General features: G+C 71.3%; 23 protein-coding genes. 10 read left to right on the top strand and 13 right to left on the bottom strand.

The window, feature by feature from the left end:
• Nucleotides 1–11 precede the first annotated feature (11 nt).
• The 4 genes from AC5L38_RS13235 to AC5L38_RS13220 are packed head-to-tail and all read left to right on the top strand — an operon-like array spanning nt 12 to nt 3,895.
• Nucleotides 12–860, top strand: a complete 849-nt coding sequence (locus AC5L38_RS13235) for a fumarylacetoacetate hydrolase family protein (protein WP_495243059.1) — start codon at nt 12–14, stop codon at nt 858–860.
• Nucleotides 857–1,849 (top strand): amidohydrolase family protein, encoded by a 993-nt coding sequence (locus tag AC5L38_RS13230; RefSeq protein WP_495243058.1) that lies wholly within the window; start codon nt 857–859, stop codon nt 1,847–1,849. The genes AC5L38_RS13235 and AC5L38_RS13230 overlap by 4 nt, the downstream gene beginning before the upstream one ends.
• Nucleotides 1,846–3,609: a dihydroxy-acid dehydratase gene (gene ilvD, locus AC5L38_RS13225; protein WP_495243057.1), complete on the top strand. Its 1,764-nt coding sequence runs from the start codon at nt 1,846–1,848 to the stop codon at nt 3,607–3,609. The genes AC5L38_RS13230 and ilvD overlap by 4 nt, the downstream gene beginning before the upstream one ends.
• 40 nt (nt 3,610–3,649) lie before the next feature.
• Nucleotides 3,650–3,895, top strand: a complete 246-nt coding sequence (locus AC5L38_RS13220) for a DUF2630 family protein (protein ID WP_495243056.1) — start codon at nt 3,650–3,652, stop codon at nt 3,893–3,895.
• Here AC5L38_RS13220 and AC5L38_RS13215 read toward each other — a convergent pair.
• From AC5L38_RS13215 to urtA, 7 genes are all read right to left on the bottom strand, one after another.
• Nucleotides 3,889–5,058 (bottom strand): hypothetical protein, encoded by a 1,170-nt coding sequence (locus tag AC5L38_RS13215; protein WP_495243055.1) that lies wholly within the window; start codon nt 5,056–5,058, stop codon nt 3,889–3,891. The genes AC5L38_RS13220 and AC5L38_RS13215 overlap by 7 nt on opposite strands.
• The gene (locus AC5L38_RS13210; protein WP_495243054.1) at nt 5,055–6,659 is read right to left on the bottom strand and encodes a transporter substrate-binding domain-containing protein; all 1,605 of its coding nucleotides are present in this window, start codon (nt 6,657–6,659) and stop codon (nt 5,055–5,057) included. The genes AC5L38_RS13215 and AC5L38_RS13210 overlap by 4 nt, the downstream gene beginning before the upstream one ends.
• A 126-nt stretch (nt 6,660–6,785) precedes the next feature.
• On the bottom strand, nt 6,786–7,475 hold the full coding sequence (gene urtE, locus AC5L38_RS13205) for an urea ABC transporter ATP-binding subunit UrtE (RefSeq protein WP_495243053.1): 690 nt from the start codon (nt 7,473–7,475) through the stop codon (nt 6,786–6,788).
• A complete protein-coding gene (gene urtD, locus AC5L38_RS13200) occupies nt 7,453–8,211 on the bottom strand; it encodes an urea ABC transporter ATP-binding protein UrtD (protein ID WP_495243052.1) in 759 nt (252 codons plus the stop codon). The genes urtE and urtD overlap by 23 nt, the downstream gene beginning before the upstream one ends.
• Nucleotides 8,208–9,317, bottom strand: a complete 1,110-nt coding sequence (urtC, locus tag AC5L38_RS13195) for an urea ABC transporter permease subunit UrtC (protein ID WP_495243051.1) — start codon at nt 9,315–9,317, stop codon at nt 8,208–8,210. The genes urtD and urtC overlap by 4 nt, the downstream gene beginning before the upstream one ends.
• A 262-nt stretch (nt 9,318–9,579) precedes the next feature.
• A complete protein-coding gene (gene urtB / locus AC5L38_RS13190) occupies nt 9,580–10,446 on the bottom strand; it encodes an urea ABC transporter permease subunit UrtB (protein WP_344920758.1) in 867 nt (288 codons plus the stop codon).
• Nucleotides 10,447–10,564: 118 nt separating this feature from the next.
• On the bottom strand, nt 10,565–11,800 hold the full coding sequence (gene urtA / locus AC5L38_RS13185; protein ID WP_495243050.1) for an urea ABC transporter substrate-binding protein: 1,236 nt from the start codon (nt 11,798–11,800) through the stop codon (nt 10,565–10,567).
• A 329-nt stretch (nt 11,801–12,129) separates the two neighbouring features.
• Here urtA and AC5L38_RS13180 point away from each other — a divergent pair, with 329 nt between their 5' ends.
• The 6 genes from AC5L38_RS13180 to AC5L38_RS13155 all read left to right on the top strand — a co-directional run bounded on the left by AC5L38_RS13180 (nt 12,130) and on the right by AC5L38_RS13155 (nt 16,988).
• Nucleotides 12,130–12,432, top strand: coding sequence for an urease subunit gamma (locus AC5L38_RS13180; protein WP_495243049.1), 303 nt, complete (start codon nt 12,130–12,132; stop codon nt 12,430–12,432).
• 66 nt (nt 12,433–12,498) lie between these two features.
• On the top strand, nt 12,499–12,825 hold the full coding sequence (locus AC5L38_RS13175) for an urease subunit beta (RefSeq protein WP_495243048.1): 327 nt from the start codon (nt 12,499–12,501) through the stop codon (nt 12,823–12,825).
• Entirely contained in the window at nt 12,815–14,530 is a 1,716-nt protein-coding gene (locus AC5L38_RS13170; RefSeq protein ID WP_495243047.1) for an urease subunit alpha, read from the top strand. The genes AC5L38_RS13175 and AC5L38_RS13170 overlap by 11 nt, the downstream gene beginning before the upstream one ends.
• Before the next feature lie 67 nt (nt 14,531–14,597).
• Nucleotides 14,598–15,437 carry an urease accessory protein UreF gene (locus tag AC5L38_RS13165; protein ID WP_495243046.1) on the top strand — a complete coding sequence of 280 codons (840 nt, stop codon included), beginning with the start codon at nt 14,598–14,600 and terminating at the stop codon, nt 15,435–15,437.
• 35 nt (nt 15,438–15,472) lie between these two features.
• Nucleotides 15,473–16,141: an urease accessory protein UreG gene (ureG, locus tag AC5L38_RS13160; RefSeq protein WP_495243121.1), complete on the top strand. Its 669-nt coding sequence runs from the start codon at nt 15,473–15,475 to the stop codon at nt 16,139–16,141.
• A 4-nt stretch (nt 16,142–16,145) separates the two neighbouring features.
• Nucleotides 16,146–16,988, top strand: coding sequence for an urease accessory protein UreD (locus tag AC5L38_RS13155; protein ID WP_495243045.1), 843 nt, complete (start codon nt 16,146–16,148; stop codon nt 16,986–16,988).
• A 203-nt stretch (nt 16,989–17,191) separates the two neighbouring features.
• On the opposite strand, the gene era is transcribed toward AC5L38_RS13155, so the two are convergent.
• The 6 genes from era to AC5L38_RS13125 all read right to left on the bottom strand — a co-directional run bounded on the left by era (nt 17,192) and on the right by AC5L38_RS13125 (nt 22,762).
• On the bottom strand, nt 17,192–18,112 hold the full coding sequence (era, locus tag AC5L38_RS13150; RefSeq protein WP_495243044.1) for a GTPase Era: 921 nt from the start codon (nt 18,110–18,112) through the stop codon (nt 17,192–17,194).
• Nucleotides 18,113–18,129: 17 nt separating this feature from the next.
• Nucleotides 18,130–18,462, bottom strand: a complete 333-nt coding sequence (locus AC5L38_RS13145) for a cytidine deaminase-like protein (RefSeq protein WP_495243043.1) — start codon at nt 18,460–18,462, stop codon at nt 18,130–18,132.
• A gap of 226 nt (nt 18,463–18,688) precedes the next feature.
• Complete coding sequence (locus tag AC5L38_RS13140; protein ID WP_495243042.1) at nt 18,689–19,309, bottom strand: hypothetical protein; 621 nt, start codon at nt 19,307–19,309, stop codon at nt 18,689–18,691.
• 472 nt (nt 19,310–19,781) lie between these two features.
• A complete protein-coding gene (locus AC5L38_RS13135) occupies nt 19,782–21,083 on the bottom strand; it encodes a hemolysin family protein (RefSeq protein ID WP_495243041.1) in 1,302 nt (433 codons plus the stop codon).
• Complete coding sequence (ybeY, locus tag AC5L38_RS13130) at nt 21,080–21,562, bottom strand: rRNA maturation RNase YbeY (RefSeq protein ID WP_344742683.1); 483 nt, start codon at nt 21,560–21,562, stop codon at nt 21,080–21,082. The genes AC5L38_RS13135 and ybeY overlap by 4 nt, the downstream gene beginning before the upstream one ends.
• A gap of 132 nt (nt 21,563–21,694) precedes the next feature.
• Nucleotides 21,695–22,762: a PhoH family protein gene (locus AC5L38_RS13125; protein WP_495243040.1), complete on the bottom strand. Its 1,068-nt coding sequence runs from the start codon at nt 22,760–22,762 to the stop codon at nt 21,695–21,697.
• Between the last annotated feature and the right edge of the window lie 43 nt (nt 22,763–22,805).

Genomic DNA, 22,805 nt, shown 5'->3' with positions numbered 1-22,805 from the left:
AGGAGAATCACGTGCGTATCGCCCGTATCCAACGCGCCGACGGTGCCGTGTTCGCCGCGCGGATCGACGGTGACCTGGCCGTGCCCGTCGCGGCCGAGGCGCCCCGGTTCATGGCCGACGCGGTGCGCGACCTCATCGCCGACGGCGCCGAACCGTCCGTCCTGGCCCCGGTCGCCGACCCGCTGCCCCTGTCCGAGGTCACGCTGCTCAGCTCGCTCGCGGCCCCGCAGAAGATCGTCTGCATCGGCCTCAACTACGCCGACCACATCCGCGAGACCGGCCTCGACACGCCCGAGCGCGTGCTCTCCTTCGTGAAGACCGCGCACACCCTCGCGGGGCCGTACGAGGACGTGGTGGTTCCCGAGGGGGCGACGGAGCAGCTCGACTGGGAGGCCGAGCTTGCCGTGGTGATCGGCGGGGCCGCGCGGGACGTCGGCGCCGCCGAGGCCATGGACCACGTCTTCGGATACACCGTCGTCAACGACGTGTCGGCCCGCGACGCGCAGTTCGCCGACGGCCAGTGGTTCAGGGGCAAGAACTTCGACGGCTTCTGCCCGCTCGGGCCGTGGATCACCACCCCCGGCGAGATCGCCGACCCGCACGCGCTGGCGATCTCCGCGCGGGTCAACGGCGAGACCGTGCAGGACAGCTCGACCGGAGAGATGATCTTCAAGATCCCCGAGATCATCTCCTACCTGTCGCGCTACATGACGCTCAACCCGGGCGACGTCATCGCCACCGGCACCCCGTACGGCGTGGGCATGGGCCGCACCCCGCGGCTCTGGCTCGCGGACGGCGACGTGGTCGAGGTCGAGGTCGAGGGGCTCGGCACGCTGCGCAACACGGTGAGGTTCGCGTGAGCGAGGCCCGCGCCGGCCGGTGGGGGCTCCCGGCGATCGACTTCCACTGCCACTTCCCCGGGGAGGAGCCCACCCAGGACCGCATCGACGCCGAGTACGAGCACGTCTGCGGCCCGGCCAAGCTCTCGCGGCTGCGACGGAACGCCGCCGGCTACCACGAGCGGGTCCGCCGCGCCCGCACCCTCCCTCCCACCGGCCCCGAGACCCGTTCCACCGAGGAGGTCGCCGCCGCCTGGCGCGCGGAGGCCGACGCGGCGGGCCTGGAACGCGTGGTGTTCATGAGCGGCGGGGGCAACGACCGCCTGGCCGGGGTCGTCGCCGCCCACCCGGACCGCTTCATCGGCTTCGCCAACCACCAGCCCTGCTCACCCGGCGCCGCCGCCGAGCTGCGCCGCGCGGCGACGGAGCTGGGGCTGTCGGGCTACAAGGTCATCGCGCCGTGGGTGACCGTCCCGCTCGCCGACCGGTCGCTCTGGCCGGTGTGGGAGGTCTGCGAGGAGTACGGCCTGCCCGTGGTGACGCACTTCGGGCCGGTCAACGGCGGCGGCGGGATGGGCCACGCCCCCAACATGGACCCGACCGCGCTGCACGACGTGGCCAAGGCCTTCCCCTCGGTCGACTTCGTGGTCGCCCACTTCGGCTGCGGCTACCCCGGGGAGCTGCTCCGCCTGGGCTGGGCCAACGCCAACGTGCACGTCGACACCTCCAGCAACCAGGAGTGGACCCGCTGGATGCCGTACGAGCTGACGGTCAAGGACCTGTTCCGGCGCTTCCACGAGACGTTCGGTCCCGAGCGGATCGTCTTCGGCACCGACTCGTGCGACTTCCCGTGGGGATACATCACGCAGTACGCCGACGAGCAGGTGCGCGTGATGGACGAGCTGAACCTCTCGCCCGACGACCGGCGGCTGATCATGGCGGGCAACGCCGCCCGGCTGCTCGGCCTCGACCTGCCCGGAGTGGCCACCAGCAGAAAGGACGCGGCATGAGCACCGGTACAGGCGACACCGACATCCCCGTGAGCACCGGCACGACCGTGAGCACCGGCACAGACAGCGGCACAGACAGCGGCACCGGCACCGGCATCCCCGTGGGCACCGGCACGGGCATCGCCGACGACCCCGACCGCGCGCCCGCGCGCTCCCACCTGTACGCCATGGGCCTGACCGACGAGGAGATGCGCCGCCCGGTCGTGGGCATCGCCTCCACCTGGACCGGCACCATGCCGTGCAACCTCACCCACCGCGAGCTGGCGGCGCACGTCGCCGAGGGCGTGCGGCGGGCCGGGGGCACCCCGATGGAGTTCAACACGATCGCGGTCTCCGACAACCTCACCATGGGCACGCCGGGCATGCGGGCCTCGCTGGTGAGCCGGGAGGTGATCGCCGACTCGATCGAGCTGATGGGGCGCGCCCACGACTTCGACGCGCTGGTCTGCGTCGTGGGCTGCGACAAGACCGTCCCCGCGGCGATCATGGCGATCGCCCGGCTGGACGTGCCGTCCGTGGTCCTCTACAGCGGCAGCATGATGCCCGGCCGCTGGCGCGACCGGGACGTCACCATCCAGGACATGTGGGAGGCGCTCGGCGAGCGGGCGGTGGGCCGCATGTCCGCCGAGGACGTCGACGACCTCGCGCGGCACGCCTGTCCCGGCGCCGGCACCTGCGCCGCCCAGTACACCGCGAACACCATGGCGGGCATCGCCGACTTCCTCGGCCTGGCGCCGTTCGGCGTCGGCGACATCCCCGCCGTCGCCGAGGAGAAGAACGAGGCGGCCCGGCGCGCCGGGGAGATCGCCATGGGCGCGCTCGCCCGGGGCGCCCGGCCGTCCACGGTGCTGTCGGAGGGCGCGCTGCACAACGCGCTCGTGGCGGTCGCCGCGATGGGCGGCTCGACGAACGCGGTGCTGCACCTGCTGGCGATCGCCCGCGAGGCGGGCCTGCCGCTGCGGATCGACGACATCGGGGAGGTCTGCCGCCGGGTGCCGATCGTGGCCGGTCTCAAGCCCAGCGGCTCGCACACCGCCGCCGACCTGTGGCGCGCGGGCGGCACCGCGCTGGTCGCCCGGCGGCTGCGCGAGGCCGGGCTGCTGCGCGAGGACGTCACCCTGGTCGACGGCCGCACCCTGGCCCAGGTGGCCGAGGACGCCGTCGAGACGCCGGGCCAGCGGGTGGTCGCCACCGTGGCCGAGCCGGTCAAGGGCCCGGGGGCGCTGGCGATCCTGCGCGGCTCGCTCGCCCCGGACGGCTGCGTCCTCAAGCTCGGCGGCCGCCCCGACTTCCGCCGGGAGGGCCCGGCCCGGGTGTTCGACTCCGAGGAGGAGTGCTTCGCCGCGATCCAGGAGGGCCTGATCGTCCCCGGCGACGTGGTCATCGTCCGCTACGAGGGGCCGGCCGGCGGTCCCGGGATGCGGGAGATGCTCTCGATCACCGGGGCACTCGTCGGGCAGGGGCTGGGCGACTCGGTCGCCCTGGTCACCGACGGCCGCTTCAGCGGCGTCTCCCACGGCCTGGTCATCGGGCACGTCGCCCCGGAGGCGCACCACGGCGGGCCGATCGCGCTGGTCCGCGACGGCGACACCGTCGTCGTCGACTCCGCCGCGAACCGGCTGGATCTCCAGGTCGGCGACGAGGAGCTGGCCCGCAGGCGGGCCGCCTGGCGCCGCCCGGACCGCGTCGTGGAGCGCGGGGTGCTGGCCAAGTACGCCGCCGTCGTCGGGTCGGCCTCCGACGGTGCGGTGACTTGCTGATTGGATACAGTCCAGAGGCACCGCGACAGGGGGAACCGACATGAGGGACGGCGACATCCTCGCCCACATCAACGAGTTGATCGCCGAGGAGCGGGAGCTCCGGGCGAAGCTGGGCTCGCACTCGATCTCCTCCCACGAGGAGAACAACCGGATCAAGCACCTGGAGGAGGCCCTCGACCAGGCATGGGACCTGCTCAGGCAGCGCCGGGCACGCCGCGAGTTCGGCGAGAACCCCGACTCGGCGGCCCCCCGCCCGATCGACGAGGTCGAAGACTACCGTCAGTGACCGCCCGCCCCCGCCACTCCCCCTCGTCCGGGTCCGGACTCGGACCCGGTCCCGGGCTCCGGTGACGGAGAGCCTGGAGACGGCGAGGGGGGCGGGGAAAGGGACGGCGAAGGGGACGGGCTCGGCTCCGGGGAGGCCGGATCGGCCTCCCCTGCCGGGCGGCCCTCACAGCGCGGGTCGGCCGGAGCCCGCTGCGAGACCGGGGCGAGCCAGGAGATCACACTGTGCTCGACGTACCAGCCGTGCAGGTTCGCCCACGTCCTGGGCACCTCGCCGGGGTCGGGACAGAGCACCTTCGACTGCAGGCGGTCGTTCCGGATGAACTCCACGACACCGTCGCGCTTCAGGACGGTGGTCATCTGGTCGTCGCTGGCGACCATGTAGCCCACGACCACCTCCGCGGACCTCTCCTCGACCGGCTTCTCCAGGGTGATCTGCATGGCGACCAGCGGCAGGATCGGCGCCCTCATCACGACCACGCCGACCAGGAACGGCGTGAACACCGCCATCCCGATCGCGATGCCGTGGGTCAGCACCCTGGCGGGCGCCTCGGGCACCGGGCCGGTCAGCAGCGCCGCGAACACCGGGGGCAGCGTCAGCAGGATCGCGGTCGCCATGTCCCGCGCGGTGAACGCGGAGACGATGGCCGGCCACAGCAGGACGTACGACAGCACGGCGGCGATCACCGGCAGCGCGTAGCAGAACGTGGTCCGCAGCTCCTCGTGGTCGGGGAACCGTTCGCGCACGGTCAGCCCGAGCAGGGCCAGTGACAGCATCGCCAGCGTCGGCAGGAAGCGCAGCTGCCAGGTGCACACGCCCATCGCGACGGCGAGGACCACCACCCACCCCGGCAGCCGCCGGGCGCTGTGCACCAGCCACGAGGAGCGGCCCGTGCTGATCCAGTAGAGGGTGCCGAGGAGCCTGCCGCCGACCACGACGACGGGCAGCACCCACACCGTGGTCAGCAGGACCGCGCTCAGCAGGCCCAGCGGGCTGATGGTCTGCACGAGCAGGAGCAGCGTCTGGGTGTCCTGCTTGCTGGCGTACCACAGCCGCATCACCAGCAGGACGATCGGGAACACCGGCAGCAGCGTGAGGAACCACTCCTGGTTCCTCGGCGCGTCCCTCACCCGCGCGCCGGGCTTCCAGGGATCGGGTTTCAAGGGGCGGAGGGGCAATCCTGGACGGGGAGCGTCCGCTCCCACGGCCAGCGGCGCACCTCCGGGGGAAGCGCGCACGGCTGCCGCGCCTGTGCCACGTCCACCCCGGGGTTGGCCGCCAGCAACGGCCTGATGTGCTTGTCGTACGCCTCCTCCCACCTCTTGTTGTCCGGATCGGCGTAGGAGCGGTAGAGCGCGAGGTCGACCAGGGTGCGCAGCGCGCCGTTGGAACCCGCGTTGACCGCCCACATCTCCGTCTTCTCCAGCGCGATGTCGTGGTGGCGCAGCTTCCTGCCCGGTTCCGCGACGAACCCGGCCAGCAGGGCCGCGTCGGTGGTCACCGCGTCGGCCACCCGGTTGGCCGGCAGGCCGTCCGCGAGACGGTCGACGCACTTGCTGATCAGGAGCTCGGCGATGGGGTCGACCTTGATCGCCTTCTTCAGCTCGACCAGGGAGGTCGAGGTGCCGAGCGAGCAGACCCTCTCGCCCTCGAGCTGCCCCAGGGAGGTGACGTTGTCGTCGGGGTAGTCGGCCCTGGTCACCACCGACTGCTCGGTGTAGAGGTAGGGCGTCGAGAAGCCGACGGAGGGGTCGGCCCTGCGCTCGGGCGTCACGCTGAAGGTCGCCACCACGAGGTCGACCTTGACGAACGCGCCGCCCGTGTCGCGGGCCTGCATGCGCGCCCTGTCCTCGGTCTCGATGGACAGGAAGTCGACCTGGTCGGGCCGGAAGCCCAGGTCCGCCGCGATCATGTAGGCGATGTCGATGTCGAAGCCGACGAACCCGCTCTCGCCCGGCTTGCGCAGGGCGATGCCCGGGGTGTCCTCCTTCACGCCGATCAGGAGCCTCTCCTTGTCGAGAAGCCCCGCCTTCTCCCGCAGCTCGGCCTCGGTGGGAGGCCCGCTCACCCACGCGACGGACACCCCGACCACGACCGCGGCGAGGACCAGCGCGATCCAGGCGGCCAGCCGGAAGCGGCGGAACCGGCGGCGGCGGGGCGGCCCGGGCGGCCCGGGCGGCCCGGCCGTCGGCACCCCCGGGTAGGCGTCCTCGGGGCGCGCGTCGCGGTCGTACCGGTCGTCGTCCCAGCGGTCACGCTCGTACCGCTCGTCGGGCTCGTACCGGTCGTCGTCCCGGCGGTCACGCTCGTAGGACCCGCGGGACGGCCGCCCGCGCCGGTCGTCGTCAAGCCGCCCGCGCCCGCGCCGGTCGTCGTCAAGCCGCCCGCGCCCGCGCCGGTCGTCGTCAAGCCGGTCACGTCCGCGCCGGTCGTCGTCGGGCCGGTCACGTTCGTATCGGTCACGTTCGTACCGGTCGTCGTCATGCAGGTCGTGCCGGTCGTGCCCGTGGCGGTCGTGCTCGTGCCGGTCGTCCCGGCGGGGACGCTCGTACCGCTCGCCGGACCGCCGGTAGGGCGCGTCGCCGGCCGGGCCGCCGGTCTCCTCACGAGACTCCTCACGGGAGGAGCCGGTCTCCCCGCGGGAAGACCGGCCTCGCCGCTCGGGAAACCCGGGAGACCCGGAAGACCTAGGAGACTCGGGAGACTCCGGAGGGGAGGGCACCCCCTCCGACCGCTTCTCCCCGTCCGCAGGTTCCTTCGCCATGACACCCCCGGACTCCGCTTTTCTGGGCAGGCTATGTCGTCATCACCCACGGCGGGAGCCCCTTCATCAAGAAGTGATCAAATGCAGCCTTCTTGATATGAGAAGTCCGATTCGGAGCTTTAAGGGTCAGACGGCAAGAAGGTGGTGAATTTCCTCCCCACGCAGCTCCTCGGCCGCCCCCGAGTGGACGACGTGCCCGGCGTCGAGGATGAGGAAGCGGTCGGCGAGACGGAGTGCCAGGTCCAGATACTGCTCGACCAGCAGGAGCGACAGGCCCGTGGCGTGCAGCCGCTCGATCGCCTCCTCGATCTCGATGATGATCGACGGCTGGATGCCCTCGGTGGGCTCGTCGAGGATGAGCAGCTTGGGACGGGTGACCAGGGCGCGGGCGATGGCGAGCTGCTGTTGCTGCCCGCCGGACAGGAACCCGGCACGCCGCTTGAGCAGCGGCTTCAGGCGCGGGAAGGTCTCCAGGGCCTCCTCCAGCGCCTCCTGCGGCCCCTTGGCTGCCTCCAGGGTGACCTGGAGGTTGCCGAGCACGCTGAGCTGCGGGAAGGTCTCGTGCCCCTGGGGGACGTACGCCATGCCGAGCTTGACCCGCTCGTGGGGCGGCATACGCGTCACGTCGCGGCCCTCGAAGGTGACCGACCCCGCGGTGGCGGGCAGCACGCCCATCACCGTGTTGAGCAGGGTGGTCTTGCCCACCCCGTTGCGGCCCATCACGCACATCAGCTGCCCGGGCTCCACCTCCAGGGAGACACCGAAGAGCACCCGGGCCCTGCCGTACCCGGCGTCAAGTTCCTGTACCGACAGCATCGCTGCGCTTCCTTCCGAGATAGACCTCCTGCACGCGAGGGTCGTCGCGGACCTGGTCGACCGATCCCTCGATCAGCACCTTGCCCTCGTGCAGGACGGTGACCTGCGAGGCGTACCTGCGCAGGAACTCCATGTCATGTTCGATCACGATCACCGTGTGGTCGTTCGCCACGGACGTCAGCAGCTCGCCGGTGCGCTCCCGCTCGTCCTTGGACATGCCGGCCACCGGCTCGTCCAGCAGGAGCAGCTTGGGGCTCTGGGTGAGCAGCATGCCGATCTCCAGCCACTGCCGCTGCCCGTGGGAGAGCACCCCCGCGGGCCGGTCGGCCAGCTCCTTCAGTCCGGTGGTCTCCAGTGCCTCGGCGACGGCGTCGGAGATGCCGCGCCTGCGCCGGGCCAGCGACCAGAGCGGGCGGCGGAAGGACGCCGCCAGGTCGAGGTTCTCCAGGACGCTGAGCTCCTCGAAGACCACCGACGTCTGGAAGGTCCGCCCGACCCCGAGCCGGACGATCCTGTGCTCGCGCAGGCCGACCAGGCTGTGCCCGTCGAAGACGACCTCGCCGGTGGTCGGCCGGGTGAGGCCGGTGATGACGTCGATGAGCGTGGTCTTCCCGGCCCCGTTGGGACCGATCAGGAAGCGCAGCTCCCCCTTCTCGACCGTCAGGTCGATGCCGTCGATGGCGCGGAAGCCGTCGAAGACCACCGACAGCCCGCGTACCTCGATCATCGGGCTCATCCGACCTCCTCCATGACTCTCGTACCGGGAGCCTCCGCGGGCGGCGGCGGTTCGGGGTCCGTACGGCGCCCCGACCTGCGCGCCCAGGCGTCGCGCGCGGACGCGGCGACGCCGAGGATCCCCTTGGGGGCCAGCGTCATGACGAGGATGAACAGCGCGCCCTGCAGGTAGAGCCAGCCGTCGGCGAACTGCTCGCTGAAGGACGTCTTGGCGTACCCCATGACGACCGCGCCGAGGATCGCCCCGGCCAGCGCGAACCTGCCGCCCACCGCGACCGCGACGACGAGTTCGAGGGAGGGCACCACGCCCAGCAGCGCGGGCGAGATGATGCCGACCACGGGCACGAACATGGCCCCCGCGAGCCCGGCCATGCCCGCCGACAGCGCGAAGGTGACGGTCTTGACCCTGGCCGGGTCGTAGCCGAGGAACCTGACGCGGTCCTCGCCGTCCCTGATGGCGACGAGCAGCCGCCCGAAGCGGCTGTTGACCAGCTGGCGGGCACCGAGGTAGAGCAGCCCGGTGACGATCGCGACCACGAAGTACAGGCCGCGCTGGGTGGAGTCGGCCGCCAGGTCCTGGCCGAACAGGTCGTAGAAGTTGGTGAGGCCGTTGGTGCCGCCGGTCAGGCCCTGCTGGCCGACGAGCAGGATGACGAACGCGGCGGCGAGCGCCTGGGTGAGGATCGCGAAGTACGCGCCGCGCACCCGCTGCCTGAACACCAGCAGGCCCAGCACCGTGGCGATCAGCATCGGCCCGGCGACGACCATGAACAGCGCGAACACCGGGTTGGCGAACGGTTTCCACAGGGCGGGCAGCTGCTCGACCCCGCTCCACACCATGAAGTCGGGCAGGTCGCCCTGGGCGTCCACCAGCTTCAGGTGCATGGCCATGGCGTAGCCGCCGAGCCCGAAGAACACGCCCTGGCCCAGGACGAGCATGCCGCCCTGCCCCCAGGCCAGCCCGATGCCCAGGGCGATGATCGCGAAGCAGAGATACTTGGCCAGCAGGCCGAGGCGGAAGGGCTCCAGCAGCAGCGGGGCGACCACCAGGGCCAGCACGGCCACCACCGCGAAGACCCCGGGCCCCCTGAGGCGTGCGAGGTTCATTGGAATTCCGGGGCGAAGTCCTCTGGCTCCAGCCAAAGGCAGGAGGCCCCTCCCTCCCTTCCGGTATGGTCGCTCGCAGGTTTGCGACAACCAAGCAGACCTTGAGTCGCAGAATCCTCGCCGCCGGGCTGGTGGAGAGGTGAAACGCCTGCGGAGCTGATGTAAGCCACGGCACTCGTTCTGGGTGTCTGCGGTCGGCTGTGAAACAGGAACTCCAATCTGTGAAGGTTGGAATCCCTCCGCTTCAGCCGTGGGGAGAATGTCAAGTCAGCGCCCTCGATCGGAGTACGAACAGGCCCTGCGGCCGGAACTGGAGGAAGGCGATGATCGCGGCGAACACGATGACCTTCGCCAGGCTCGCGTCGCTCCAGAACTCGGCGTAGGAGTTGAGCAGGCCGAGCCCCGCGGCGGCGATGACGGCGCCGCGCAGCTGGCCGAGCCCTCCGGCGACGACCACCAGGAACGCGTCGACGATGTAGTAGGTGCCGAGGGCGGGCCCGACGGGGCCGATGAGGGTGAGGGCCACGCCGGCGACCCCGGCCAGGCCCGAGCCGATGAAGAAGGTGCGCTGGTCCACGTGGGCGGTGTTGATGCCGCTCACCGCGGCCAGCTGCCGGTTCTGCATCACCGCCTGCATCCGCCGCCCCTGGCCGGTGCGGTTCATGTAGGCCCAGATGCCGACGACGGTGACGATGGCCAGGCCGAAGATGAACAGCCGGTTGTAGGGCAGGGAGGCGATGCCGCCCTGCAGCCAGGTGGGCGCCTGGACCTGCACGTTGGGCGCCCCGAACAGGTCGCGGGCGAGCTGCTGCAGCACGAGGCTGACGCCCCAGGTGAGCAGCAGGGTGTCGAGCGGGCGGCCGTAGAAGTGCCGGATCGCGGTCCGCTCCAGGATGAGTCCCATCAGCCCGGCGACCAGGAAGGCGACGGGCAGGGCGACGATCACGGCCATCCGGCCGGTGAGGTCCTGGAGCAGGTAGGCGGTGTACGCGCCCGCCATGATGAACTCGCCGTGGGCCATGTTGATCACGCCCATCTGGCCGAACGTGAACGTCAGGCCGAGCGCGATGAGAAGCAGCACGGCGCCGATGGACAGGCCGATCGGGAGCTGGTTGAGAAACGCCTCCACCGAAGGTCCCCTTCCTACGAGTGTTTGGCTCCGGAGCGGGCCGCGCCGCATTGTGGGTGCGTCACGGTGCTGCCCGTGATCTGGTCGCGGCCCGGTCCGGAGCCGGTCTGAGAGGGGATCAGCCGTTGGCCAGGCCGCTCGCCCAGGGGTAGCCCTTGAGGTAGGGGTCGGGCTTGATCGGCTCGCCGGAGTTCCAGACCTCCTTGATGAGGCCGTCGGGCTGGATCACGCCGATCCTGGCCGTCTTGTACATGTGCTGGTTCTCGCCGTCGATGGTGACCTTGCCCTCGGGGCGGTCCAGGGCTATGCCCCCGGCGGCCTTCCGCACGGCCTCGACCTCGACGGACCCGGCCTTCTTGGCGGCCTCGGCCCAGAGGTAGACCGCGTTGTACCCGGCCTCCATCGGGTCGGAGGTCACCTTGTCGGCGCCGTACTTGGCCTTGAACGCGGCGACGAACTTCTCGTTGGCCGGGTTCTCGGTGGTCTGGTAGTAGTTCCAGGCGACGGGGTGTCCGGCGATGTTGTCGACGCCGATGCCCTTGACCTCCTCCTCGGCGACGCTCACCGACAGGACGGGCATCTGCTCGGCGGTGACCCCGGCGCTGTTGAGCTGCTTGAAGAAGGCGACGTTGCTGTCGCCGTTGAGGGTGTTGAAGACGGCGTCCGGCTTGGCCTGGACGACCTTGTTGGTCAGCGTGCTGTACTCGGTGTGGCCGAGCGGGGTGTACTCCTCGCCGAGGATCTCCATCCCGTTCGCCGCCGCGTACGCCTTGATGATCTTGTTCGCGGTGCGCGGGAAGACGTAGTCGCTGCCGACCAGGAAGATCTTCTTCTTGCCCTGTTCCTTGAGGTAGTCGAGGCCGGGGATGATCTGCTGGTTGGTGGTCGCGCCGGTGTAGAAGATGTACGGCGAGCTCTCCAGGCCCTCGTACTGGACCGGGTACCACAGCAGGGCCTTGCTCCGCTCGAACACCGGCAGCATCGCCTTGCGGCTGGCGGAGGTCCACCCGCCGAAGGTGGTGGCGACCTTGTCCTGGCGGATGAGCTTGGTGGCCTTCTCCGCGAAGGTGGGCCAGTCGGACGCGCCGTCCTCCACCACGGGGATCAGCTTCTTGCCGAGCACGCCTCCGGCGGCGTTGATCTCCTCGATGGCGAGCAGCTCCGAGTCCCTGACGGTGACCTCGCTGATGGCCATCGTGCCGCTGAGCGAGTGCAGGATGCCGACCTTGATGCCGTCCTCACCACCGCCGGCGGAGGCCGCGTCCGTGCCCGAGGGGGCTTCGCCTCCGCAGGCGGCCAGCGCCGTGGCCAGCGCCGCGACGACGAACCCGGAGCGCCACACTGTGTTCCTCAATGACTTTCCTCCTTGCCGGTACGGCCCCCGCACCGATCTATCTGCCGTCAAGGTGACTGAGTGAGGTTTCCCGCCTAGTTCGCGATTGTTAATTGCGGTTTACGCACATTTCACCGCCGTGACAGGACGTGGCGCCGCGAAAACTAGGCACCATTAATACCGACAAATCACCAAATTTCATGACATATGCTCCGGAATGTGTCGGCATCCCGCGGGAAAGAGCGCATCGACAAGCACTTTTCCCCCGTTCGCACCACTCGCGGCACCTGGAAACCGGCACGACATCGACGTGCAACATCATGGAAACCGCCGGTTCCTATGGTCCGGGAATGCGGCTCACACCACACGAGCAGGAACGCCTGCTCATCCACGTCGCCGCCGGTGTCGCCCGCGACCGCAGGTCACGGGGCCTCCGGCTCAACCACCCCGAGGCCACCGCGATCATCGCGTCCTTCCTCATGGAGGGCGCCAGGGACGGGCGCACCGTCGCCGAGCTGATGGACGCGGGCCGCAAGGTGCTGTCCCGCGACGACGTCATGGAGGGGGTGCCGGAAATGCTGTCGTCGGTCCAGATCGAGGCCACCTTCCCCGACGGCACCAAACTCGTCACCGTTCACCAGCCCATCCCGTGAGCCCCGGCCGCCTCGCACACGCCGGGCGGTCCGCCCCCCTGCCGCACCCAGGAACGGTGAACGCCGATGACACCCGGTGAGATCCAGTACGGCGACACGCCCGTCCCGCTCAACCCGGGCCGCGAGCGCGTCACCGTCCGCGTCGTCAACACCGCCGACCGGCCGATCCAGGTCGGCTCGCACTACCACTTCGCCGCGTGCAACCCCGGCCTGGAGTTCGACCGCCAGGCCGCCTGGGGCACCCGGCTCGACGTCCCGGCCGGCACGGCGGTGCGCTTCGAGCCCGGCGTGGAGCGCGACGTGACCCTCGTGCCGATCGGCGGGCTGCGGATCGTGCCCGGCCTCCGTCCCGAGTGGGCCGGACCTCTCGACGGGAGCCCCCGTGTTCATTGAACGATCCCGCTACGCCGCGCTCTACGGCCCCACCACCGGCGACCGGATCAGGCTGGCCGACACCGACCTGCTCATCGAGGTCACCGAGGACCTGTCGATGGGCCCGTCGGGGGCGGGCGACGAGGCCGTCTTCGGCGGCGGCAAGGTCATCAGGGAGTCGATGGGCCAGGCCAGGACCACCAGGGCCGAGGGCTCGCCCGACCTGGTGATCACCGGCGCGGTGATCCTCGACCACTGGGGCGTGGTCAAGGCCGACATCGGGATCAGGGACGGCCGCATCGTCGCCCTCGGCAAGGCCGGGAACCCCGACACCATGGACGGCGTCCACCCGGACCTGGTCATCGGCCCCTCGACCGAGATCCTCGCGGGCAACGGGAAGATCCTGACCGCCGGGGCGATCGACTCCCACGTCCACCTGATCTGCCCGCAGATCCTCGACGAGGCCCTCTCCGCCGGGGTGACCACCATCGTGGGCGGCGGCACCGGGCCCGCCGAGGGCACCAAGGCGACCACCGTCACCGGCACCTGGTACCTCGCCCGGATGCTGGAGTCGCTCGACTCCTACCCGATCAACGTCGCGCTGCTCGGCAAGGGCAACACGGTCAGCAGCGAGGGCCTGCTCGAACAGCTCCGCGCCGGGGCCTCGGGCTTCAAGCTGCACGAGGACTGGGGCACCACCCCCGCCGCCATCGACGCCTGCCTGTCGGTCGCCGACGCCACCGGCACCCAGGTCACCATCCACACCGACACCCTCAACGAGGCCGGGTTCGTGGAGTCGACGCTGGCGGCGATCGGCGACCGGATGATCCACGCGTACCACACCGAGGGAGCGGGGGGCGGTCACGCGCCGGACATCATCCGGGTCGCCTCCTACGGCAACATCCTGCCGTCCTCGACCAACCCGACCCGCCCGCACACCGTCAACACGCTCGACGAGCACCTCGACATGCTGATGGTCTGCCACCACCTCAACCCGTCCATCCCCGAGGACCTGGCGTTCGCCGAGTCCCGGATCCGGCCGTCCACGATGGCGGCCGAGGACATCCTGCACGACATGGGCGCGATCTCGATGATCGGCTCGGACTCCCAGGCGATGGGACGGGTGGGCGAGACGATCATCCGTACCTGGCAGACCGCGCACGTGATGAAGCGCCGCCGGGGCGCGCTGCCCGGCGACGGCCCGGCCGACAACCTCCGCGCCCGGCGCTACGTCGCCAAGTACACGATCTGCCCGGCCGTCGCCCACGGCCTGGACGGCGAGGTCGGCTCGGTGGAGACCGGCAAGCTGGCCGACCTGGTCCTGTGGGACCCGGCCTTCTTCGGCGTCAAACCGGATCTGGTGGTCAAGGGCGGTGTCATCGCGTACGCCCAGATGGGCGACGCCAACGCCTCCATCCCGACCCCGCAGCCGGTCATGCCACGCCCGATGTTCGGCGCCGCCCCGGTCACCGCCGCCGCCACGTCGGTCCACTTCGTCGCCCCCCTCGCGATCGAGGACGGCCTCGCCGACCGCCTGGCCGTACGCAGGCGCCTGCTGCCGGTGGCCGACGTCCGCCGCAGGGGCAAGGAGAGCATGCCGCTCAACGACGCCATGCCCAGGATCGACGTCCACCCCGACACCTTCGCCGTCAGCGTCGACGGCGAGGTGATCGAACCCGCCCCCGCCGAGACCCTGCCCATGACCCAGCGCTACTTCCTGTTCTGAACGGCACCCGGCCACCACGCCGTCCCGCCCAGCAGGTCCCGTCCAGCCGAAAGGAGACCCGTAGCGCATGAACGCCGCGTTGCTGCTCCTGTCCGACTCCCGGCTGCCCGCCGGGGGCCACGGCCACTCCGGGGGCGCCGAGGAGGCGGTCAGGATCGGCGCGATCCACGACCTCCCCGGCCTCGCCGCCTTCCTGCGGGGCCGCCTGGCCACCGCGGGCCTGGTGACGGCCGCCCTCGCCGCCGCGGCCTGCGAGCTCGGCGCGGCCCACCTCGCCGCGAGCCCCCCGCCCCCGGCGGACGGCCCACCGGCGAAGACCTCCGCACACGACCCCGCGCCCGCGCCCGCGAACGGCTCCTCCCCCCAGCCGGAGACGAGCCGTTCCGAGTGGGTACGGCTGGACGCGGAGGCCGACGCCAGGATCTCCTCCCCCGCCCAGCGGGAGGCGAGCCGCACGCAGGGCAGGCTGCTGCTGCGGACCTCGCGCAGAATCTGGCCCTCCCCGGTGCTCGACACGCTGGCCGGAGCCGTGTCCCAGGGCGCCCACCACCCGCTCGCGCTCGGCGCGGTGGCGGCCGTGGCGGGCTGTTCCCCCGCCGAGGCCGCCCTCGCGGCGGCCTACACCTCCGTCACCGGACCCGCCACGGCGGCGGTGCGGCTGCTCGGCCTCGACCCGGTCGCCGTCCACCGCCTGCTCGCCGACCTCGCCCCGGCCCTGGAAAGGGTCGCGGCCACCGTCCCCACCGGGGAGTCCCGTGAACCCGCGGGGTCCCCGGAATCCTCAAGGTCGCGGGAGTCGCGGAAATCGTGGGAATCGTGGGAATCACTGCCCGCGCACGCCGCACCCGCGCTCGACCTGCTCGCCGAACAGCACATCCGCGCAGATCTGAGGCTTTTCGTCTCCTGACGACCATGACGACATCTGGAAGGACGGTGACCCCCATGGGCGCCAACCACGACGACCACCACCACGCCGCCGACCCCCACGGACGAGCGCTGCGCCTGGGCATCGGAGGGCCCGTCGGCAGCGGCAAGACCGCGCTGACCGCGGCCCTGTGCCGGACGCTCGGCCCCTCGATGCGCCTGGGCGTGGTGACCAACGACATCTACACCACCGAGGACGCCGACTTCCTGCGCAGGGCGGGCGTGCTCGACCCGGAGCGCATCGTCGCCGTGCAGACCGGGTGCTGCCCGCACACCGCCATCCGCGACGACATCGCGGCCAACCTCGATGCGGTGGAGACCCTGGAGGAACGGTTCGGCCCGCTCGACCTGGTGATCGTCGAGAGCGGCGGGGACAACCTCACCGCGACCTTCAGCAGGGGCCTGGCCGACCGGCAGATCTTCGTGCTGGACGTCTCGGGCGGCGACAAGGTCCCGCGCAAGGGCGGCCCCGGCGTGACGACGGCCGACCTGCTCGTGGTCAACAAGACCGACCTGGCCCCGATGGTCGGCGCGGACCTCACGGTCATGTCGCGCGACGCGGCGGCCGTACGGGAGGGCAGGCCCGTGCTGTTCACCTCGATCAGGGAGGACCCGAGCGCGCACGCGGTCTCCGACTGGGTCACCGGCCTGGTCTCCTCCTGGGCCCACGAGCACTCCAACGCCTGATCCCATGCCCGTCACCGACTCCGTCCCGGCTCCCGTACCCGTCCACGACGACTCCCCGCCCCCCGCACGGCCCGTGGAGCCGAGGCCGGTCGGCCGAAGGTCGATGAGGGCGCGGGCGGCGATCGTCACCCGGCGGGACTCCGGCGGCCGGACCGTCCTCGCCACGATGCGGTCCGGCCCGCCGCTCACGGTGCGGGCGACCGCGCCGGGCCGGGTGCACCTGGTGTCCACCGCGGCGGGTCCGCTGGGCGGCGACGACCTGGCCCTCGACATCGAGGTGGCGCCCGGTACCGCGCTGGAGGTGCGGTCGGTCGCCAGCACGCTGGTGCTGCCCGGCTTCACGGGGGCCGAGTCGGTGATGACGATCACCGCCAGGGTCGGCGCGGGCGCCTCGCTGCGGTTCGCGCCCGAACCGACGGTGCTCGCGGCGGGCTGCCTGCACCGCATGGTCGTCCGGCTGGACCTGGCGGAGGACGCGCGGGTGTCCTGGCGCGAGGAGATCGTCTTCGGCCGGTACGGCGAGCGGCCCGGGCGGTGCCACTCGCGCTTCGACGCCGTTCTCGGCGGGATGCCGCTGCTCCGGCAGGAGTTCGTGGTGGGCGACCCCCGGATCGACGGCAGCCCCGCCGTCTACGGCGACGCCCGCGGCGTGGGCAGCACCCTGATCACCGGGCGGGCGCCGGAGACCGTGGTCGGGGACGGCTGGGCCGTCCTTCCTCTGGCCGGTCCCGGCACCCTGGTCTCCGCGCTCGGCCGCGACGCCGTCGAGCTGCGGCGGCGGCTCCGGGACGGCGAGGAGGCGACCACCCTTGAGGGGACGGGCTCTCGGCCGTGGAACCACCCCTGAAGCGCCGTGGAACCACCCCTGAAGCCGGGCCGGTGGTCGTAGCGTCCGCCGAGGCGGTACCGGACCGTCCGTCGTGGCACCCCGAGACGGCGCGGCCGGGCCGTTTGTCGGGCACCCCTGAGGCGGGGCCGGGCCGTCAGTCGTGGCACCCTGAGGCGGTACCGGGCCGTCCGTCGTGGCACCCCTGAGGCGGGGCCGGGCCGTCAGTCGTAGAAGCCCAGGCGGCGGAGCTGCTTGGGGTCGCGCTGCCAGTCCTTGGCGACGCTGATGCGCAGGTCGAGGTAGACACGGGTGCCGAGGAGCGCCTCGATCTGCTGGCGGGCGCGGCTGCCGACGTCCTTGAGCCGGGAGCCCTTGTGCCCGATCACGATGGCCTTCTGGGACGGGCGTTCGACGAACATGTGCGCGTAGATGTCGAGGAGGTCGTCGCGGCCCTCCCTGGGCAGCATCTCGTCGACGACGACCGCGATCGAGTGCGGCAGCTCGTCGCGTACGCCCTCCAGGGCCGCCTCGCGGATCAGCTCGCCCACCAGCACCTGCTCGGGCTCGTCGGTGAGCTGGCCGCCCTCGTACAGCGGCGGGCTCTCCGGCAGGCGCCGGACCAGCACGTCGGCCAGCACGTCGAGCTGCTCACCCGACTGCGCGGAGACCGGGACGATGTCGTCGAACTCGGCGAGCTGGGAGATCGCGAGCAGCTGCGCGGCGATCTGCTCGCGGGTCGCCAGGTCGCACTTGGTCACCACGGCGACCACCGGGGTCTTCTTGATCCCCGCGAGCTTCTCCGCGATGAACCGGTCGCCCTTGCCGATGGGCTCGTTGGCGGGCACGCAGAAGCCGATCACGTCGACCTCGGTGAGGGTGGAGAGCACCAGGCTGTCGAGCCGCTCGCCCAGGAGCGTGCGGGGCCGGTGCAGGCCCGGGGTGTCGACGATGACGAGCTGGGAGTCGGGGCGGTGCACGATGCCGCGGATGGCCCGGCGGGTCGTCTGGGGCTTGGAAGAGGTGATCGCCACCTTCGTGCCGACCAACGCGTTCATCAGCGTGGACTTGCCGACGTTGGGCCGGCCGACGAAGCAGGCGAAACCGGCATGGAAATCAGCAGCTGAGGAACTCACGTCAACCATTGTCGCCGATACCGGGCTCAGCTCTGACGCGGCGTCCCGTCGGGACCGGCCACGAGCACGGTCTCGCCGCCCAGATCGCGGACCGCCCTGGTGTCGGCGTCGGAGGGACCGTCGCCCGCCGTGACCAGCGCGGCGGCCTCCAGCGACTCCGCTCCGCTGGACACGGCCATCGCCACGGCGACCTGGAGTGCCGACAGGGTCAGCGACGGCAGAGCCACATTGGTCGCCGAGTAGGTCCGGCCGGTCTCGTCCCGCACGGCGGCCCCCTCGGCGGCACCGTTGCGGGCACGGGCGGAACGGGCCAGCACGATGATCTTCTTGTCCTCGGGATCGAGGCTCGCGTCACTCACGGCACAAGGGTATTCAGCCCCCGGCCCCCACGGCGACCCGGCCTCGCCCATGCGATGACCCTCTTCGACCAGAGGCACCCCTGCGGCCTCACCCACACGGCGCTCCCCTCCGAGCGGAGGCACCCGACGGCCTCGTCCCGGCAGTTCCCGCCCGGGGCGGTGCTCCGGCGGCCCCGTCCGGGCGGCGCCTCCTCAGGACGGTGTCCCGCCGGATGTCCGCTCCCCCTCACGCGCCGACCTCGTCGACCTCGTCGACCAGCAGCCGGGCCAGCTGCCCGGTACGCGTGACGTCGACGTCCCTGACCCCGGCGTGCACCAGCGAGATCAGGGTGTGGCCGCTGAGGGCGAACACCAGGTGGATCTCGTACGGGTATCCGTTCAGCCTGCCGTTCAGCCGCCTGGCCTGCACCCCGTCGCCGATCCAGCCCAGGTCCAGGTCGGAGACCTTCAGGGCCGTGCCGCGCCCCGCGACGGGGGCCCGCGCGACCGGGCAGCCGCCCAGCGCCTCGGTGAGCTCGCCGAAGTGGAGCGCGGCGTCGTCGCCGCCGTAGGAGGCCAGGCCGAACCCGGCCAGTTCCCCCACCCCGTCGCCCTGGTAGGTCACGGCGGCCCGCGCTCCCAGCGCCCGCTTCGGCGGCCTGCCACCGGCGGTGTCCAGGACGAGCCGGCAGTCCTCGTCGACGGGCTGGAAGGGGGCGCGCCAGCCGTCGCGCGGGCGGGCCGAGAACCCGTCCGGCAGGTCCCGCGCCTCGCTGAGCACCTCCCGCAGCCGGCTCAATTCCGCGGCGCGGTCCACGACGCCCTCGGGCCCTGCCTCGTCGCCGCACCCGGCCGAAACAATTGACATAAGCCCACATAACACCGCAAAAACGACAAAATTCGTTCCCCGCGCCATGAGCATTCCCCCGATGTCATGAGCGAGGTGTCCCGTCCCCGCCGACTCGCTTTCTTCCCCGTCGGCAAAAGCGGCAATCATTCAACAAACGCCTAAGGGTGCCCTCAACCGCATTTCACGGTCGAGAACACCCTTGAGCGAGTGACGCAGAACAGCCTCGGAGCTCTGCGTGACTCTGTCTCCCCCTGGAGCCGGTCCCCCACACCGCGAACCCCTCCGGGCGCCGGGACCTTCTCCACCGGCTCCCGCGCGACCGGGTGCCGTGAGAGAAGCATCGCGCGCCCCGCTTGCAGGAGGCTTGCGGACGGCTTGGGAACCGATCGCCCGCCGGGATCACCCACTCCGGCCCGCCCACCGCGGGATCACCCACTCCGGACCACCCGCGCCGGGCGCTTGCCGGGCCGCCGTGGCGGCCCGGAGGCCCTCACTGGTCGGCGGAGGCCGAGACCGAGTCGGGCTCGGCGGGAACCGCCCTGGTGACGAGGACCGTGCCGATCCGGTTGCGGCGCCCGGCGAGGCTCTCGGCCGTCAGGCTGAGCCCCTCCACCACCGCCTGGGAACCGGCGATCGGCACCCGGCCCAGCGCGTGCGCCAGCAGCCCGCCGACGGTCTCGACGTCGTCGACCTCCAGCTCGATGCCGAACAGGTCCTCCAGGTCCCCCACCGGGAGCCTGGCGGTCACCCGGACCGCGCCGTCCTCCAGCGGCTCCACCCTGGGCGCCTCCTGGTCGTACTCGTCGGCGATCTCACCGACGATCTCCTCCAGGATGTCCTCGATGGTGACGAGCCCGGCCGTGCCGCCGTACTCGTCGATGACGATGGCCTGATGGATCTGGCGGGCCTGCATCTCGCGGAGGAGCTGGTCGATCGGCTTGCTCTCCGGCACGTAGGTGGCCGGGCGCATGAGGGACTCCACCGGCTCGGCGCGCCCGTCGTCACCGGTGTCCTGCACCCGGCGCGCGATGTCCTTGAGGTAGGCGATGCCGATGACGTCGTCCTCGTTCTCGCCGACCACCGGGATCCGCGAGAACCCGCTGCGCAGGGCGAGCGACAGGGCCTGGTTCAGCGTCTTGCCGCGCTCGATGAACACCATGTCGGTGCGGGGCACCATGACCTCGCGGACCAGGGTGTCGCCGAGCTCGAAGACCGAGTGGATCATCTCCCGCTCGTCGGGCTCGATGACCCTGCGCTCCTCGGCCAGGTCGACCAGGTCGCGCAGCTCGGCCTCGGAGGTGAAGGGCCCCTCGCGGAAGCCCTTGCCGGGCGTCACGGCGTTGCCGAGCAGGATGAGCAGCTTGGGCAGGGGCCCGAAGATCCGGGTCAGACCGTAGACCAGGGGCGCGCTGGCGAGCGCGATCGGCTCCGCGTGCTGGCGGCCCAGCGTGCGCGGGGAGACCCCGACGATCACGTAGCTGACGACGATCATGACGGCCGCCGCGGCGGTGTAGGCCCAGCCCTGGTCGCCGAGCCAGTCGATGAAGAGCAGCGTGGCGATCACCGTGGCGACCAGCTCACAGCTCAGCCGGAGCAGGAGCAGCAGGTTCAGGTAGCGGGGCGGGTCGGCGACGATGGCCTGAAGGCGCTCCGCGCCCCGGCGGCCGTCACGGACGAACTCCTCCGCGCGAACCCTTGAGATGCGGGTAAGGGCCGTCTCCGCGCTGGCGATCAGCCCGCCGACCACGACGAGGACGACGGCCGAGAACAACCACCCGTTGGCGAAGCTCACCGCTGGGGGCGCACCTCCCGCCACGACTCCAGAAGCTCGCCCTGAAGGCCGAACATCTCCTTGTGCTCCTCGGGCTCGGCGTGGTCGTAGCCGAGCAGGTGGAGGATGCCGTGCGTGCACAGCAGCTCCAGCTCGGCCTCGGTGCCGTGCCCCGCCTCGGCCCCCTGCTTGGCGGCCACCTGCGGGCAGAGCACGACGTCGCCCAGGAGCGCGGGGTCGGTGGGCGCGTCGCCCTCCTGCCTGGCCCCCGCGCCGGGACCGGGGCGCAGCTCGTCCATCGGGAAGGCGAGCACGTCCGTGGGACCCGGCTCGCCCATCCACTGCTCGTGCAGCACCGACATGGCCTCTTCGTCGACGACCAGGATCGACAGCTCGGCGAGCGGGTTGATGCCCATCCGCTCCAGCACGTGCCCCGCCAGCGAGACGATGAGCCCCTCGTCGATCTCGACGCCGGACTCGTTGTTGACCTCGACGCTCATCGTCCGTTCACCGCTCCCCGCCCGCCGCGCGACCGGTTCGTGCGACACGGCCCGATCCGCTTCCCGCGCCGGAGTCGTTCCGTGCTCATCGCTCGCCCACCGCTTCTCGACCGGCCGCCGGCCCGTCCGCTCTCATGATCTCCCCCGGGGGCGCGGCTTGACCACGCCCTTGATCTGCTCCACCGCGCTGCTCTGGCGCTGTGTCTCGTCGTAGCGCCCGTACGCGTCCACGATGTCTCCCACCAGCTTATGCCGCACCACGTCGGCACTGGTCAGGCGACTGAAGTGGATGTCGGAGATGCCCTCGAGGATGTCCTGGACGACCCTGAGGCCGCTCTGGGTGCCGTTGGGCAGGTCGACCTGGGTGACGTCGCCGGTGACGACGATCTTCGAGTTGAAGCCCAGACGCGTCAGGAACATCTTCATCTGCTCCGGCGAGGTGTTCTGCGCCTCGTCCAGGATGATGTAGGCGTCGTTGAGCGTACGGCCGCGCATGTAGGCCAGGGGGGCCACCTCGATCGTGCCCGCGGCCATCAGCCTGGGGATCGAGTCGGGGTCGAGCATGTCGTGCAGCGCGTCGTAGAGCGGGCGCAGGTAGGGATCGATCTTCTCGTAGAGCGTGCCGGGCAGGAAGCCCAGCCGCTCGCCCGCCTCGACCGCGGGACGGGTGAGGATGATCCGGTTGACCTTCTTCTCCTGGAGGGCCTTCACCGCCTTCGCCATGGCGAGGTAGGTCTTGCCCGTGCCGGCCGGCCCGATGCCGAAGACGATGGTGAACTTGTCGATCGCGTCGACGTAACGCTTCTGGTTCACGGTCTTCGGGCGGATGGTCCGGCCCCGCGAGGAGATGATGTCCAGGGAGAGAACCTCCGCGGGCCGGTCGGAGGTCATCCGCAGCATGGCGATGCTGCGCTCGACCGCGTCGGCCGTGAGCTGCGCGCCCCCGCGGACGAGCTCGGACATCTCCTCGAAGAGCCGCACCACGGTGCTGCTCTCCTCGGGACTACCGGTGACGGTGATCTCGTTGCCACGGACGTGGATGTCGGCGCGGAAGGCGCCCTCGATGACGCGCAACAGCTCGTCGCGCGAGCCCAGCAGGCTGACCATCGACTGATCGTCCGGAATAACCACCTTCGCCTGGGTCCGGCTGGCACCCCGGGACCTCGTCGGCGTTCTGCTGGAATCGTTTGTCTCGGACATGAGCGGGCCTTACGGCCTGTTCGCCTCCAGATATAGGCGCGGA

This window comes from Streptosporangium nanhuense (assembly GCF_059358815.1).
Note: the sequence above shows the minus strand (reverse complement) of the source record. Positions and strands in the feature narration are given on the sequence as shown.